Source organism: Croceicoccus marinus (assembly GCF_001661675.2).
Classification (GTDB): domain Bacteria; phylum Pseudomonadota; class Alphaproteobacteria; order Sphingomonadales; family Sphingomonadaceae; genus Croceicoccus; species Croceicoccus marinus.
The window spans coordinates 1,264,745-1,279,376 of sequence record NZ_CP019602.1 but is presented as its reverse complement, the minus strand read 5'-3'; the positions used below and the strand labels follow the sequence as shown (position 1 = coordinate 1,279,376).

Here is a 14,632-nt window from a genome sequence, read left to right as displayed (position 1 = left end):
CTCGACGTCTGGCGGTGCGTGTCCGGGCCACGAAAAATCCGACCGCAATGCGCATCTGGCGCCGCGGTCCGCATATTGAAGGAAAGACTATGTCGAAGCGTAAAGCCTCGAAGCATAAACTCGACCGCCGCATGGGCGAAAACATCTGGGGCCGTCCCAACAGCCCCGTCAACCGTCGTTCCTATGGCCCCGGCCAGCACGGCCAGCGCCGCAAGAGCAAGGTTTCCGATTACGGCCTGCAGCTGCGCGCCAAGCAGAAGCTCAAGGGCTATTACGGCGACGTCACCGAAAAGCAGTTCAAGCGCACCTATCAGGAAGCATCGCGCATGAAGGGCGATACCAGCCAGAACCTGATCGGCCTGCTGGAACAGCGCCTCGACATGATCGTGTATCGCGCCAAGTTCGCGCCCACCATCTTCGCGGCTCGCCAGATCGTTTCGCACGGCCACATCAAGGTCAATGGCGTGAAGTGCAACATCGCCTCGCGCCGCTGCTTCGTCGGCGACGTGATCTCGCTGGGCAACAAGGCGCAGGAAATGGCGCTCGTGATCGAAGCGCAGAGCCTGCCCGAGCGTGAGATTCCCGACTATGTCGCGACCGACGGCACCGACAAGGTGACCTTTACCCGCGTGCCCACGCTGGACGAGGTTCCCTATCCGGTCCGCATGGAACCGAACCTGGTGGTCGAGTTCTACTCGCGCTGATCCATCGGTTCGAACCGAGAAATGGGGCGGCTTCCTGCAGGAAGTCGCCCTTTTTCGTTCCAGTCTATTATCCCGCTTTGTTCCAGTCAGGGACAATGCGCCAAGCTGTTCGAAAACAGGCCGAATTGCCGGAACCCAGGGGCGTATCCGGCATTCATCCGGCACTATGGAATACAGGTTCATCACCCCGGGCCGGAAGGGCAAGTGGTACCCCACGCTCGAACTGGCGAAACGCTTTGCCAACCGGATCGGCGCGGGCTTTCTCGACGCAGCCGGAAACTTCGTCGCCTATCGCGATACCGTGCTTGAAGAGCGCCGCGCGGCCGCAGGCTAGGCCAGCAGGATCAGCGCAGATAATCGCGCCGGAAGTCTGCCGCAAACGCCGCGAAGCGCCCGCCCGCGATCGCATCGCGCATCGCCTGCATCAGCTGCTGATAGAACGACAGATTATGCTCCGTCATCAGCATCGCGCCCAGGATTTCGCCTGCACGGACAAGGTGGTGCAGATAGGCGCGCGAGTACTTTCCGCAGGTGGGGCAGCTGCACCGGTCATCCAGCGGTTCCTGATCCTCGGCGAATTTGGCATTGCGGATGTTGATCGCGCCGTTCCAGGTGAAGGCTTGCCCGTTGCGGCCCGACCGGCTGGGAAGCACGCAGTCGAACATGTCGATCCCGCGTTCGACCGCGCCGACCAGATCGTCGGGCTTGCCCACGCCCATCAGATAGCGCGGCCTGTCGTCCGGAAGCTGTCCCGGCGCGAAATCCAGCGTGGCGAACATCGCTTCCTGCCCCTCGCCCACCGCAAGCCCGCCGACAGCATAGCCGTCGAAGCCGATCTCGGTCAGCTTCTCGGCGCTGATCCTGCGCAGATCCTCGTCCAGAGCGCCCTGCTGGATGCCGAACAGGGCCGAGCGTGCGGCATGTTCCCCGCCGCTGTCAAAGCCGTCGCGGCTGCGCTTCGCCCACCGCATCGACATTTCCATCGACGCCGCGATCTCGTCCCGCGGCCGGTCCGCGCGCGGGCATTCGTCGAAGGCCATCACGATATCGCTGCCCAGCAGGCGCTGTATCTCCATGCTGCGTTCGGGCGTCAGCGAATGGCGCGATCCGTCGAGGTGGCTCTTGAAGGTCACGCCTTCCTCGGTGATCTTGCGCAGGTCCGACAGGCTCATCACCTGATAACCGCCGCTGTCGGTCAGGATCGGGCGGTCCCAGCCCATGAAATCGTGCAGCCCGCCAAGCCGCGCCACCCGCTCCGCACCGGGGCGCAGCATCAGGTGATAGGTATTGCCCAGGATGATGTCGGCGCCGGTCTTGCGCACGTCCTCCACCTTCATCGCCTTGACCGTGGCCGCGGTGCCGACCGGCATGAAGGCGGGGGTGCGGATCGTGCCGCGCTGCATGGCGATCTCGCCCGTGCGGGCCTTGCCTTCGCGGGCGTGGATGGTGAACTGGAAACGCGTCATGGCCGCGCGCTTACCCCGCCCGGCGCCATTCGTCACCCTTCGATCGCCCGCGCCGGCATTGCGCGTGCAAGCGTGCGGAATGTGATCGACCAGCGCGTCTCCGGCAGGGCCGCGATCGAATGCTCCCATTCCCGCCGGGCTTCGCCGTCGAGGCGATAGGCCTCTCCCGGATCAAGCGCGAAACCCGCGCGTAGAAATCCGCCGCCCTGCCGCCGCCGCAGCCGCATGGTGGCGGGCGTACCCAGCGACAGCCCGGCCACGACGCCGAAATGCGGGCGATCGCGGTGCCAGCCGATCACCGCGCCGGGGCGATAGCGGATCAGCATCGCCTGCTCGTAATCTTCGGCCGGATCGCCGAACGCCGCTGCGACGCGGGCGCGAATGGCCGCCAGCCAGCCGGGCAGCGGTTCGGCCCGCGCCACCGAACCGTGCTCGAAATCATAGTGCCAGCCGAACGACAGTGTCTCGCGGTGACCGGTCCATGGCCCGAAACGAAACGGGGCAAGCGGCAGTTTCTCGATCCGCCGGATCGCATCGGCCTGTTCATCCGGATCGAGCAGCCGCCCGGACAATGCCAGCCCCGGTACGGCGGGCCCCAGGGCGGGGGTGTCGGCGAAAAGGTCGGGCTGGCTCGGCATGGTCCGCATATGGGCAGCCCTGCCCCTCCTCTCAAGCCGCTCCCTCCAGACCCCACCTTCCAAACCCCACCTCCCAAACCGCTGCGCTCAAGTCGCCAACTGCCACATTGCCGGGCTTTCCAGCGCGGTCGCAACGGCGCTAAGGGCTTCCCTTATGGACATCGAACCCTGGCTGCTGATCGTGATGGCCCTCGTGGCCGTGCTTACCGGTTTTCTCGATTCGGTCGCCGGGGGCGGCGGGCTCGTCATGATGCCGGCCCTCCTGTTTGCCGGGCTTCCGCCGCAGCTGGCGCTGGGCACCAACAAGTCGCAGTCGATCGCGGCGACCACCATGGCCTTCGTCAACTATGCCCGCGCGGGGCTGGTCGACTGGCGCAAGGAGAAATGGCTGGGCCTGCTCGCGCTGGTCGGCGCGGCGACGGGATCGCTGCTGGTGCAGCAGATCTCCACCCGCGCGCTGGAACTGATCGTGCCGCTGCTGCTGACGGGCGTCGCGCTCTATGTGCTGCTGTCGCCCCGCATGGACGATACGCAGGCGCACCAGCTGCTTAGCCGCAAGGGCTATGCCCCGGTGGCGGGCGCGATCGGTTTCTATGACGGCTTCTTCGGCCCCGGCACCGGCAGCTTCTTCGCCGCGACGCAGGTCGGCCTGCGCGGCGAAGGGCTGACCCGCGCGACCGCCCATGCCAAGCTGTTCAACATGATGACCAATATCGCCAGCGTCATCGTCTTCGCGGCAGGCGGCAAGATCGTCTGGGCGCTGGGCCTTTCCTGCGCGGTGGGGGCGATGACCGGATCTTGGATCGGATCGCGCTTTGCGGTAAAGCATGGCGCCAGGCTGATCCGCCCGCTGCTGGTGGTCGTCAGCCTGGCCCTGACAGCGCGGCTGATCTGGGGCTGGTTCGCCGGCTAGGCGGCAGCCAGCCCCGTCCGTCAGAAATCATAGATCAGCGAGATGCGCGACAGCGTATCGGTCGGCTTGGTGTTCTCGGGCGGATCGGTGTCATGCTCGATGCTATAGGACAGGCGGGCCTTCAGCCGGTTGCCCAGCCCCGCCTCCAGCCCCGTCAGCGCGGCGAAGGTCGAATTGTCGGAATGGACGAAGGCATTGGCGCTTTCGGTCAGGGTCAGGCTTTCGGCGATGCGCCATTCCAGTTCGACCGCGCCCAGCCCGGCCAGATAGGTATCGTCCTCGCTCTCCATCAACGGGTCGACCAGCACGGTGCGCCGCCAGGCGGGGCCGCCCTTCAGTTCAAGCCGCAGCCCGTCGCGGTCGAACGGGCGGAAACCGATGCCGCTCGATCCCGAATAGCGCGAGGAGAAGCCCTGGATCTCGTCCTTTTCATATTGCGCCAGGCCGAACACGAAGGCGCGCGGCGACAGGTCGAAACTGGGTTCATAGGCGAACAGATAGCGCTCGCGCGTGGTGTCGCCGTCAGAACTCTGGAAGTCGAAGCGCGCATTGATCCGGTGGCGCCAGTTGATGCCGACGCGGCTGGTGCGGAAACCGGCGGTCACGCCCAGGTCCTCGCTATTGCCGCTGGACGCCAGCGCGCCGAACTCGCCCTTGCCGGTCCAGCCTTCCAGCGGTCCGGCATTGCGCAGCGATTCGCGTTTGCGCGTCTGTTCGGCGGCTAGGATCCGCTGGCGATTTTCCTTGAAGCCGGCCTCCAGCGCGTCAAGCTGCGCGCCGCCCGTCGGATAGGTCTGGCGCGCGATCTCGACCACCGTGCGGACCTTGTCCGGGTCGCCGGTCGCGATTGCGGTCTCGACCATTTCGCGCGCTGCTACCGGCAGGCCCTCGGGCTGCGGCTCCGGCACCTGCAGGCGCGGATAAGGTTCAATATAAACAGCGTCCTGCGCCATGGCAGGAGTAGCGGCAGAAGCCGCCAGCGAAGCAAGAACAAGCACCCGTGATCCCATGCCGCAGCGCGGTATCAAATCAATCGCGCAGCCGCCAGCCAGTTTTGAAAATGGTCGCAATAACGATGACGCACAGCGCCAGGAACGCCAGGGTCAGCCCGGTCGCGACCGCGATGGAAACATCGGCCTGGCCATAGAATGTCCACCGCAGCCCGCTGACCAGATAGACGATCGGATTGAACAGCGCCGCGGTGCGCCACGGTTCCGCCAGCATGTCGATCGAATAGAACGTGCCTCCCAGGAAGGTCAGCGGCGTCAGCAGCAGCAGCGGCACCATCTGCAGCTTCTCGAACCCGTCGGCCCACAGGCCCAGGATGAACCCCAGCAGCGAAAACGCGGCTGCGACCAGCACGATGAAACCGAACGCGGCAAGCGGATGCATGATGTGGTAATCGACGAACAAGGTCGCCGTCAGCAGGATGATGGCGGCCAGGATCAGCGACTTGGTCACCGCCGCGCCGACATAGCCCGCCAGCGTCTCGGCCACCCCGACGGGGGCCGACAGCAGTTCGTAGATCGAACCGGTGAAGCGCGGCATGTATATGCCGAAGCTGGCGTTAGACGTGCTTTCCGACAGCATGGTCAGAAGCAGCAGGCCCGGCACGATGAAGGCCCCGTATTCCACCCCGCCCACCTCTTCCATGCGCCCGCCGATCGCAGCGCCGAAGACGATGAAATAGAGGCAGGTCGTCAGCACCGGCGATACCAGCGAGCCGAACGCGGTCCGCAGGAATCGCATCAGTTCCGCGCGATAGATGGTGAATGCGCTTGTGGCGTTGAAGCTCATGCCGCCAGCCCTCCGCTGGCGCCTTGTTGCCCGCCCTCATCCTCGACCAAGCGAACGAAAATGTCCTCAAGGCTCGATTCGTGCTGGTCGATGCCGGTGAAGTCGATGCCCTGGGTGACGAGCAGCTTGGCGATCTCGGCCACAAGCTCCTTGCCAAGGCCGCTGCCGTCGCCGCCGCGAAACACCAGGCTGCGACCGCCGTCCTCAAGCGCGACAGGATAACCGAACAGCGCGGCCGGCAGGCTGCCGAGGGGGCTTGCCAGCGCAAAGCTGGCCTCGGTGCGGCCAAGGCGCTTCATGATCGCGGCCTTGTCGTCGACAAGCAGGATGCGACCCTTGTTGATCACGCCCACGCGGTCGGCCATCTCCTCCGCTTCCTCGATATAATGGGTGGTCAGGATGACGGTGACGCCCTGTTCGCGCAGCCGGCCGATGGTCTGCCACATGTCGCGGCGCAACTCGACATCGACCCCAGCGGTCGGTTCGTCGAGGAACAGCAGATCAGGATCATGGGCCAGCGCCTTGGCGATCAGCACGCGGCGCTTCATGCCGCCCGACAGCGCGCGAAGCTGCGCGTCGCGCTTGTCCCACAGCGACAGCGTGCGCAGCACTTCCTCGATCCGGGCGGGGTCGGCGGGCTTGCCGAACAATCCGCGCGAATAGGCGACGGCGCGGTGCACCTTGTCGAACATGTCGATCGACAGTTCCTGCGGCACCAGACCGATCCGCGCGCGCATCCGGCGCCAGTCGCGCGCCATATCGTGCCCGAATGCCATGACCGTGCCGCCAGTGGGGCGAACCATGCCGCAAACCGCGCCAATCAGTGTCGTCTTGCCGGCGCCGTTGGGCCCCAGCAGAGCGAATATCTCACCCTTGCGGATCTGCAGGTCTACGTTGTCGAGAGCGGTGACGGGTGGTGCGCTGCCCCTGCCGGAATAGGTTTTCGACAAGCCGCGAATATCGAGTATGGTTTCCACCATGCCTGTGTGGCCCCCGCACCCGGCGTTTTCAAGAAGCGGCGGACATTGCCCTGTTGGGCAGCAGCAGCGAACTGTCGCCATAGCTGTAGAAGCGGTAGCCCCGTTCGATGGCATGGGCATAGGCCGACTGCATCACGTCCAGCCCCATCAGCGCGCTGACCAGCATGAACAGCGTCGATTTAGGCAGATGAAAATTAGTCATCAATCCATCGATCGCGCGAAAGCGGTAACCGGGTGTGATGAAGATCGAAGTGTCGCCCGCAAATGGCTGAATTACATCATTTTCGTCAGCGGCGCTTTCCAGCAGGCGCAGGACGGTGGTCCCGACCGCGATGACGCGTCCGCCTGCTTTGCGCACCTCGTTCAGGCGCTCTGCCGTGGCCGCGTCGATCGTGCCCCATTCGGCATGCATCTGGTGGTCTTCGGTGTCTTCCGCCTTTACCGGCAGGAAAGTGCCCGCCCCGACATGCAGGGTCAGTGTCTCGCGCGCGATGCCGCGCTTATCCAGCGCCGCGATCAGTTCCGGCGTGAAATGCAGCGCCGCGGTCGGTGCCGCGACCGCGCCGTCCTGTCTGGCGAACATCGTCTGGTAATCGCTGCGGTCCTGCTCGTCCGTCTCGCGCTTGCCCGCGATATAGGGGGGCAGCGGCATCTGCCCTGCCCGCTCAAGCAGCAGTTCGACCGGCTCCTCGCCCTGGAAGGCCAGCGTCCAGCTTCCATCGGCCAGGCGCTGTTCGGCCTTGGCGGCAACATCGGCGGGGAAGCATATGGTATCGCCCGCGCGAAGGCGCTTGCCGTTGCGGACAAACGCCTGCCAGCGGCGCAGGTCGATCCGCTTGTGCAGCGTAGCACCGATCCTCGCGCCCTCTCCATTTTCGCCCTGGCGCGGGGGTCGTACGCCTTCAAGCCGGGCCGGAATGACGCGCGTGTCGTTGAAGACCAGCACATCGCCCGGTGACAGCAACGAAGGCAAATCGCGTACCTGGCGGTCGATCAGCCTCCCTTCCGCTCCTTCCACCAGAAGCATGCGCGCGGCATCGCGCGGCCGCGCGGGACGCAGCGCGATCCGCTCGGCGGGAAGGTCGAAATCGAAGGCATCAACTCGCATCGCGCTGCCCTAGTCATGCGCGATGCGATTGAAAAGCGGTGTTACTGCCCGCTGTCCGGCACGGCATTGTTCAGCATGTCTGCCGTGATCTCCTGCGCCGGAGCGGCCATGGGTGCCGGCGCGGGCTTGTTCTGGCTGGCCAGCGATGCCTGCACGATGCGGGTCGGATTGGCAGGCGGTTCGCCGCGGGTGATCGTGTCAACCTTGTCCATGCCGCCGATGACCCGGCCGAACACGGTGTATTTCCCGTCGATCGCCATCGTCGGATAGAACACGATGAAGAACTGGCTGTTGGCGGAATCGACCGAATTGCCCATGCGCGCCATCGATACGGTGCCGCGCAGATGCGGAACGCGGTTGAATTCTTCCTTCAGGTCGGGAAGCTCGGATCCGCCGCGCCCGGTGCCGCTGGGATCGCCGGACTGGGCCATGAACCCCTCGATCACGCGGTGGAAGATCACGCCGTCGTAGAAGCCCTGCTGCGTCAGCGTCTTGATGCGCTCGACATGTTCGGGCGCCCATTGCGGCTTGAGGCGAATGGCAACCCGTCCGCCGTTCGACAGGTCGAGCAGCCAGACATTCTCTGGATCGGCGGCGGCATCGGCATCCACGGTCCAGTAATCGGCGATCGACGCCGGCACTTCGTTCGTCTCGGCCTCGAGCGCTTCGGTCGCGTCCTGCGCCAGATCCTCGGCAGCGCTGTCCTGGGCCATGGCGTTACCGGACAGGCCAAGAGCCATGGCGGCGATACCCGCCTTCATCCAGACGCGGGAGGGCATGGAAATACGGATAGTCATCAAGGATCCCTTGCAAGTTTCACGGCCGGATAGCCCGCTTGCGCTGTCGGTAAAATGAATGAGGCCGGTCCGATAGCGAACCGGGCCGTCAGGTCAATAATCGCCCTTCAGGCCCTGCTCCGACACACGGGCACCCACGTCCTGTTTTACCGCGGGGCTGACGAAGGGCGAGATGTCGCCGCCGAACTGGGCGATTTCCTTCACCAGCTTGGATGCGATCGGCTGAAGCGAGACATCGGCCATAAGGAAGACGGTCTCGATATCGTCGTTCAGCTGCTGGTTCATGCCGGCCATCTGGTATTCGTATTCGAAATCGGCCACCGCCCGCAGGCCGCGCACGATCACCTGCGCGCCCTGCTTCTCGGCAAATCGCATCAGCAGCGCGTTGAAGCCCACGACCTCGACATTCGCGACGCCCAGAGCCGCGACCTCGCGGTTGACCATGTCCATCCGTTCCTGCGGAGAGAACATCGGGTTCTTGGACGGGTTCGTGGTGACGCCGATGATCAGGCGGTCCACCAGCTTCGCGCCGCGGCGGATGATGTCGCAATGGCCCAGCGTGATGGGGTCGAATGTACCCGGGTAGATGCCGACCCGCTCCTGGCTCTCGCTCAATTGTCCCTCCCCTGTCGTGTATTGTCGGCGCGCGTCAGTTCGGCCGTTCGACGACGAAGCGGGCCACCGCGCGCAGCAGGTCCGCTTCCCTTCCATAGGCCTCCAGATGACCTATGGCCTGATCGACCAGGGCGCGTGCCTGGTCGCGCGCACGATCGGCGCCCAGCAGGGACACGAAGGTCGACTTGCCGGCCTGCGCATCCTTGCGCAGCGCCTTGCCGGCCAGTTCCTCGTCGCCCTCGTGATCCAGAAGATCGTCGGCGATCTGGAAGGCCAGGCCGATATCATGCGCGTAATGGCGCAGGGAACGCCGCCCTTCGGCAGGAAGATGGCCAAGAATGGCGCCCATTTCGACCGATGCGGCCAGCAATGCGCCGGTCTTGAGCTGCTGCAGGCGCGTCACGGTCGGCAGATCGAACTCGCTGGTCTCGGCGACGATGTCCATCATCTGCCCGCCCGCCATGCCGTTGGCGCCGTTGGCCTGCGCCAGGCATGACACAAGCTCGGCGCGGGTGAAGGGGTCGGGCAGCCGATCGGCGTCGCTCAGTATCTCGAACGCCAGCGCGTGGAGCGAATCGCCCGCCAGCACCGCCGTCGCCTCGTCGAACTGGCGATGCAGTGTCGGCTTGCCGTGGCGCAGCGCATCGTCGTCCATGCACGGCAGATCGTCGTGGATCAGCGAATAGACATGGATCGCCTCGATCGCGCAGCCGACGCGCACTGCCGTCTCGCGGTCGACCGCCAGCATGCCCGCGGTGGTCACGCACAGCAGCGGCCGCATCCGCTTGCCGCCGCCGATGGCCGCATAGCGCATCGCTTCTATCAGCCTGGCGCGCGCATCCTGCGGAACCGGCAGGATCGCGTCGAAACAGGCATCGACATCGTTGGCGATGCGGTCGAGCGCAGCGGGGAGTTCTTCGTTCACCACGATGCTGGACACGGGTGTCAGGCCGCCGGCTCGTCGAACGGGCGCGTCGTGGCGGCGCGGCCCTCGGCATCGGCGACGATCGCCTCGATCCGCGCCTGCGCCGCGTCCAGACGCGCCTGGCAGTGCTTGCGCAGCGCCTCGCCGCGTTCGTACAACGCGATGGATTCGTCGAGCGCGGCATCGCCGCCCTCGAGTCGGCGGACCACGTCCTCAAGCGAGGCCAGGGCCTGTTCGTAACTCATCTGCGAAATATCGGGTGCATCGTCGCTCATCGCAGCGTGTTTGGAGCGTGCCCGCGATCGGGTCAAGCCGTGCCGCCGCTCGCTGCCCCGGCGTTTCGCGGCGCATGGCGGCGGCGCCCGCCGTGGATTGCGGATAATTGCGCGCAAAACGGACTAGCGAAGCCCCGCGCGCCTAGGTAAGGCGCGCGCCATGACCGATGCAATCACCCCCGATGTCGTTGCCGCCCATGGCCTGTCCACCGAAGAGTACGAGCGGGTCCTCCATGCTCTGGGGCGAGAGCCCAATCTGGTGGAACTGGGCATCTTCTCGGTCATGTGGTCCGAGCATTGCAGCTATAAGTCCAGCCGCCTGCACCTGAAGAAGCTGCCGACCGAGGCGGATTGGGTAATCTGCGGCCCCGGCGAGAACGCGGGCGTGATCGACATCGGCGACGGCCAGGCCTGCATCTTCAAGATGGAAAGCCATAACCATCCTTCGTATATCGAACCCTATCAGGGCGCGGCGACAGGCGTCGGCGGTATCCTGCGCGACGTGTTCACCATGGGCGCGCGCCCCGTCGCGAACATGAACGCGCTGCGTTTCGGGCGGCCCGATCATCCGAAGATGAAGCATCTGGTGCAAGGCGTGGTCGCGGGCATCGGCGGATACGGCAATTGCGTCGGCGTACCGACCGTTGGCGGCGAGACCAATTTCCACAAGGCCTATGACGGCAACATCCTGGTCAACGCGATGACGGTGGGCGTGGCCGATGCCGACCGCATCTTCTATTCCGCCGCGACGGGCCTGGGCAATCCGATCGTCTATGTCGGGTCGAAGACCGGGCGCGACGGCATCCACGGCGCCACCATGGCCAGCGCCGATTTCGGCGAGGACGCCGAGGCGAAGCGCCCCACCGTGCAGGTCGGCGACCCATTCACCGAAAAGCTGCTGATCGAGGCGTGCCTTGAACTGATGGCGACCGACGCGATCGTCGCGATCCAGGACATGGGCGCGGCGGGCCTGACCTCGTCCTCGGTCGAGATGGCGACCAATGGCAAGGCGGGCATCAGGCTCGACATGAACAAGGTGCCTTGCCGCGAGGACGGCATGACGCCTTACGAGATGATGCTGTCGGAATCGCAGGAGCGCATGCTGATGGTGCTGAAGCCGGGCAAGGAAGCCATGGCAGAGGCGATCTTCCGCAAGTGGGAGCTGGACTTCGCAGTCATCGGCGAGGTCACCGATACGCGGCACATGGTGCTGGAATTCGATGGCGAGGTGGTGTGCGACATCCCGCTGGGGCCGCTGGCCGCGGATGCTCCGCTATACGACCGGCCCTATATCAGCCGCGAGGAATATGCCGAGTGGGCGGGCACCGCGATGCTGGCCGACCTGCCCGAAACCGGCGATGTCGCGGGCGATCTCAAGCGCATGATCGGATCGCCCGATCTCGCCTCGCGCGCGTGGATTGCCGAGCAGTACGATTCGCAGGTCGGTGCCGACACGCTGCAGACCGGCGGCGACGCGGCGGTGGTGCGCGTTCATGGCACGAGGAAGGCGCTGGCGATCAGCACCGATTGCAGCCCGCGCTATTGCTATGCCGATCCCTATGAAGGCGGCAAGCAGGCGATTGCCGAGGCGTGGCGCAATATCTGCGCGGTGGGCGCCCTGCCCCTGGCCGTGACCAATTGCCTGAATTTCGCGAACCCCCAGCGGCCCGAGATCATGGCCCAGTTCGTCGGCTGTCTCGAAGGCATGGGCGATGCATGCCGGGCGCTCGACTTCCCGATCGTGTCGGGCAATGTGTCGCTTTACAACGAGAGCAAGGCGACCGGCGGCGGCAGCGCCATCCTGCCCACGCCCGCCATCGGCGGCGTCGGCCTGATGCAGGATTACGCGGTCATGGCGACGCCCCGCTTCAAGGCGGAAGGCGAGCAGATCGTCGTGATAGGCGGCGAAAGCGGCCATCTGGGCCAGTCGCTGTGGCTGCGCGAGATCCATGGGCGCGAGGAAGGCTCTCCCCCGCCGGTGATGCTGGACCTGGAACGCAAGGCTGGCGAAACCGTGCGCCGGCTGATCGCCGATAGCGCGGTCAGCGCGGTGCATGACTGCTCCGACGGCGGAATGGCGGTGGCGCTCGGTGAAATGGCGATGGCGGGCGGCATGGGTTTCGCGGTCGCCATGCCTGATGACCGCGCTTCGCTGGCTGCGTTCTGGTTCGGCGAGGACCAGGCGCGCTATATCGTCACCGCAGCCGAGGCCGGGCCGATCATCGAAGCCGCCGAAGCTGCGGGGCTGGCGGCACTGGCCTTGGGCGTGACCGGCGGCGACCGGATGATATTCCGCTCGACCTATGGCGAAAGCATGGTGTCGCTGGACGAGGTCGAGGCCGCGCACCGCGCCTTCTTCCACGACTGGATGGAAGCCTGACGGTCAGCCGGCGCGGGGTTCGCACCCGCCCCGACCACTGCTGATCGGGTCGTTCAATCCGCCGCCCATTCGGCGCGCGGAATGTCGAACAGCTGCAGCACGCTGGTCAGATCGCCGCGCTCGATCCAGCCGTCGGACGCGGCACGCGCCTTGGGCTTGGCGTAATAGGAAATGCCGTAGTCGGCAGCCTGGATCATCGGGATGTCGTTCGCGCCGTCGCCCATGGCAAGGCTGCGCGCGCCGGGGCCAAGTCGCTCCATTTCCTGTTCAAGCGTTGTCTTCTTGACGGCGCTGTCGACGATGGCGGCGGCCAGATCGCCCGACAGCCTGCCATCGGCCACGCCGAGTACATTGCCGACCACGCGGGTAAATCCCAGCATTTCGGCCACCGGGTCGGCGAAGGAATGGAAGCCGCCGGTGACCAGCACCGTGTGGCAGCCCCGCGCATTCAGCGTCTCGACCAGGGTGCGGGCGCCGGGCATCGGCCTGATCCGTTCGGCCAGGCATTGGGCGATGGCGCTTTCAGGCAGGTCCTTCAGCAGGCCGACGCGTTCCTTCAGCGCGCTTTCGAAGTCCAGCTCGCCCTGCATGGCACGTTCGGTGATTGCCGCGATCCGGTCCTTCAGCCCCGCGAAATCGGCCAGTTCGTCGATGCATTCCTGGCCGATCATGGTCGAATCCATGTCGGACACGAACAGGTGCGGCACCTCGATCGGACCAGCCGACAGCAGCAGATCGGACGGGGCGAAGGCATCGGACAGGATCCGGCGCACCTCTGCCGGTTCGCCGTCCGCCAGGTCGATCTGCAGCACCTCGCCGCAAAAATCGAGCATGGTCGCGCCCGCGATGGCCCAACCCCGGGCCGACAATGCGGCGCTGGCCGTGTCGAGCGCGCTGTCAAGCGTGGCGGTGTCTGCTATCAGCCGGGCGATGAGCACGGAACAAGTCTCCAGAAATGAACAGGGGCCGGAAAGGCCAAGGGTCGCGCTCATCGCAGGGCCGACCGCCAGCGGCAAGAGCGATCTGGCGGTGAGGCTTGCGCTGGCGGCGCGGGAACAGGGGCTGCCGGCCACCGTGATCAACGCCGATAGCGCGCAGGTCTATGCCGATCTGGCGGTGCTGTCGGCACGCCCGACCATAGACGAGATGCGCGGGGTGCCGCACCGCCTGTTCGGGTCGTGGGACGGAGCGCAGGCCTGTTCGGCCGCCGATTGGGCCGCCGCCGCGCGACGCGAGATCGACACCGCGCACGCCGAGGGGCGGCTGCCGATCCTGGTAGGGGGAACGGGGCTGTATCTGCGCACGCTGATCGACGGCATCGCGCCCGTGCCCGCAATCGACGCCGCGATCCGCGAGGCGGTGCGCGCGCTGCCCGTCGCCGATGCCCATGCCGCGCTGACGGCGGAGGATGCGGATGCCGCCGCCCGATTGGCGCCCGCCGATACGACGCGCGTGGCCCGCGCGCTGGAAGTCGTGCGATCGACCGGCAGGCCGCTGAGCCACTGGCAGGAGCAACTGCAGGGCGGGATCCGGGATCGCATCGATCTTGCCGCCATGATCCTGCTGTCCGACCGGGACTGGCTGTACGAACGATGCGACCGGCGTTTCGGCATGATGCTGGACGGCGGCGCGGCCGACGAAGTGCAGCGGCTGCTGTCGCGCGGTCTCGATCCCGCTCTCCCCGTCATGCGTGCGATCGGCGTTACCGAGATTGCGGCCTGGCTGCAGGGCGACATCACCCGCGACGAAGCCGCCGCGCGGGGTGCGCTGGCGACGCGGCGGTATGCCAAGCGGCAATACACGTGGTTCCGCCACCAGCCGCCGCAGGAATGGAAGCGTGCTGAGAGTGATAATTTGGATTTTAACGATCAAATCGCAATATTATTGCGTTCTTTACGGTTGACATGATTGAATATGTCTCCTACTTCGCCCGCCAATGGGATGAAGGCTTAGGGCCCGGCGCTGCAACGCTCGGGCCCGTATTTGTCCGGGAACCCAGTATTTCCGCCTCCTGAAGATCTACGGGCGGACAAT

16 protein-coding genes are annotated in these 14,632 nt (G+C 65.7%); 5 read left to right on the top strand and 11 right to left on the bottom strand.

What is annotated here, in order from left to right; translation table 11 throughout:
- Positions 1-89: 89 nt before the first annotated feature.
- Positions 90-704 (top strand): 30S ribosomal protein S4, encoded by a 615-nt coding sequence (gene rpsD / locus A9D14_RS06110; protein WP_066844043.1) that lies wholly within the window; start codon positions 90-92, stop codon positions 702-704.
- Positions 705-870: 166 nt separating this feature from the next.
- Positions 871-1,038, top strand: coding sequence for a hypothetical protein (locus tag A9D14_RS19790; protein WP_185883551.1), 168 nt, complete (start codon positions 871-873; stop codon positions 1,036-1,038).
- Between the two features lie 10 nt (positions 1,039-1,048).
- On the opposite strand, the gene tgt is transcribed toward A9D14_RS19790, so the two are convergent.
- Positions 1,049-2,170 (bottom strand): tRNA guanosine(34) transglycosylase Tgt, encoded by a 1,122-nt coding sequence (gene tgt / locus A9D14_RS06105; protein ID WP_066848440.1) that lies wholly within the window; start codon positions 2,168-2,170, stop codon positions 1,049-1,051.
- 32 nt (positions 2,171-2,202) lie between these two features.
- Positions 2,203-2,817 carry an alpha-ketoglutarate-dependent dioxygenase AlkB gene (locus A9D14_RS06100; protein WP_232468823.1) on the bottom strand — a complete coding sequence of 205 codons (615 nt, stop codon included), beginning with the start codon at positions 2,815-2,817 and terminating at the stop codon, positions 2,203-2,205.
- A gap of 145 nt (positions 2,818-2,962) precedes the next feature.
- On the opposite strand from A9D14_RS06100, the gene A9D14_RS06095 reads away from it, so the two are divergent.
- Positions 2,963-3,721 carry a TSUP family transporter gene (locus tag A9D14_RS06095; RefSeq protein ID WP_066844040.1) on the top strand — a complete coding sequence of 253 codons (759 nt, stop codon included), beginning with the start codon at positions 2,963-2,965 and terminating at the stop codon, positions 3,719-3,721.
- Positions 3,722-3,741: 20 nt separating this feature from the next.
- Here A9D14_RS06095 and A9D14_RS06090 read toward each other — a convergent pair whose 3' ends face one another.
- The 8 genes from A9D14_RS06090 to A9D14_RS06055 all read right to left on the bottom strand — a co-directional run bounded on the left by A9D14_RS06090 (position 3,742) and on the right by A9D14_RS06055 (position 10,218).
- Positions 3,742-4,719, bottom strand: coding sequence for a DUF481 domain-containing protein (locus tag A9D14_RS06090; RefSeq protein ID WP_157668160.1), 978 nt, complete (start codon positions 4,717-4,719; stop codon positions 3,742-3,744).
- Between the two features lie 31 nt (positions 4,720-4,750).
- The gene (locus A9D14_RS06085) at positions 4,751-5,518 is read right to left on the bottom strand and encodes an ABC transporter permease (protein ID WP_066844034.1); all 768 of its coding nucleotides are present in this window, start codon (positions 5,516-5,518) and stop codon (positions 4,751-4,753) included.
- A complete protein-coding gene (locus A9D14_RS06080; RefSeq protein ID WP_066844031.1) occupies positions 5,515-6,498 on the bottom strand; it encodes an ABC transporter ATP-binding protein in 984 nt (327 codons plus the stop codon). The genes A9D14_RS06085 and A9D14_RS06080 overlap by 4 nt, the downstream gene beginning before the upstream one ends.
- A 28-nt stretch (positions 6,499-6,526) precedes the next feature.
- Entirely contained in the window at positions 6,527-7,606 is a 1,080-nt protein-coding gene (queA, locus tag A9D14_RS06075; protein ID WP_066844028.1) for a tRNA preQ1(34) S-adenosylmethionine ribosyltransferase-isomerase QueA, read from the bottom strand.
- 41 nt (positions 7,607-7,647) lie between these two features.
- A complete protein-coding gene (locus A9D14_RS06070; protein WP_232468821.1) occupies positions 7,648-8,403 on the bottom strand; it encodes a peptidylprolyl isomerase in 756 nt (251 codons plus the stop codon).
- Positions 8,404-8,496: 93 nt separating this feature from the next.
- Entirely contained in the window at positions 8,497-9,018 is a 522-nt protein-coding gene (coaD, locus tag A9D14_RS06065; protein WP_066844020.1) for a pantetheine-phosphate adenylyltransferase, read from the bottom strand.
- 34 nt (positions 9,019-9,052) lie between these two features.
- Positions 9,053-9,946 (bottom strand): polyprenyl synthetase family protein, encoded by an 894-nt coding sequence (locus A9D14_RS06060; RefSeq protein WP_232468886.1) that lies wholly within the window; start codon positions 9,944-9,946, stop codon positions 9,053-9,055.
- 17 nt (positions 9,947-9,963) lie between these two features.
- Entirely contained in the window at positions 9,964-10,218 is a 255-nt protein-coding gene (locus A9D14_RS06055) for an exodeoxyribonuclease VII small subunit (RefSeq protein WP_066844014.1), read from the bottom strand.
- A gap of 160 nt (positions 10,219-10,378) precedes the next feature.
- On the opposite strand from A9D14_RS06055, the gene purL reads away from it, so the two are divergent.
- Complete coding sequence (gene purL, locus A9D14_RS06050; RefSeq protein WP_066844011.1) at positions 10,379-12,598, top strand: phosphoribosylformylglycinamidine synthase subunit PurL; 2,220 nt, start codon at positions 10,379-10,381, stop codon at positions 12,596-12,598.
- 53 nt (positions 12,599-12,651) lie between these two features.
- On the opposite strand, the gene serB is transcribed toward purL, so the two are convergent.
- Positions 12,652-13,536 (bottom strand): phosphoserine phosphatase SerB, encoded by an 885-nt coding sequence (gene serB, locus A9D14_RS06045; RefSeq protein ID WP_066844008.1) that lies wholly within the window; start codon positions 13,534-13,536, stop codon positions 12,652-12,654.
- Here serB and miaA point away from each other — a divergent pair.
- Positions 13,529-14,506, top strand: coding sequence for a tRNA (adenosine(37)-N6)-dimethylallyltransferase MiaA (gene miaA / locus A9D14_RS06040; protein ID WP_066848434.1), 978 nt, complete (start codon positions 13,529-13,531; stop codon positions 14,504-14,506). The genes serB and miaA overlap by 8 nt on opposite strands.
- The last annotated feature ends 126 nt before the right edge of the window (positions 14,507-14,632 follow it).

Coding starts and splice junctions, on each gene's coding strand:
- miaA (WP_066848434.1), top strand. CDS start 13,529: ATGAGCACGGAACAAGTCTCCAGAAATGAACAGGGGCCGGAAAGGCCA.
- A9D14_RS06100 (WP_232468823.1), bottom strand. CDS start 2,817: ATGCGGACCATGCCGAGCCAGCCCGACCTTTTCGCCGACACCCCCGCC.
- A9D14_RS06095 (WP_066844040.1), top strand. CDS start 2,963: ATGGACATCGAACCCTGGCTGCTGATCGTGATGGCCCTCGTGGCCGTG.
- A9D14_RS06085 (WP_066844034.1), bottom strand. CDS start 5,518: ATGAGCTTCAACGCCACAAGCGCATTCACCATCTATCGCGCGGAACTG.
- purL (WP_066844011.1), top strand. CDS start 10,379: ATGACCGATGCAATCACCCCCGATGTCGTTGCCGCCCATGGCCTGTCC.
- rpsD (WP_066844043.1), top strand. CDS start 90: ATGTCGAAGCGTAAAGCCTCGAAGCATAAACTCGACCGCCGCATGGGC.
- A9D14_RS06055 (WP_066844014.1), bottom strand. CDS start 10,218: ATGAGCGACGATGCACCCGATATTTCGCAGATGAGTTACGAACAGGCC.
- queA (WP_066844028.1), bottom strand. CDS start 7,606: ATGCGAGTTGATGCCTTCGATTTCGACCTTCCCGCCGAGCGGATCGCG.
- A9D14_RS06070 (WP_232468821.1), bottom strand. CDS start 8,403: ATGACTATCCGTATTTCCATGCCCTCCCGCGTCTGGATGAAGGCGGGT.
- A9D14_RS19790 (WP_185883551.1), top strand. CDS start 871: ATGGAATACAGGTTCATCACCCCGGGCCGGAAGGGCAAGTGGTACCCC.
- A9D14_RS06080 (WP_066844031.1), bottom strand. CDS start 6,498: ATGGTGGAAACCATACTCGATATTCGCGGCTTGTCGAAAACCTATTCC.
- tgt (WP_066848440.1), bottom strand. CDS start 2,170: ATGACGCGTTTCCAGTTCACCATCCACGCCCGCGAAGGCAAGGCCCGC.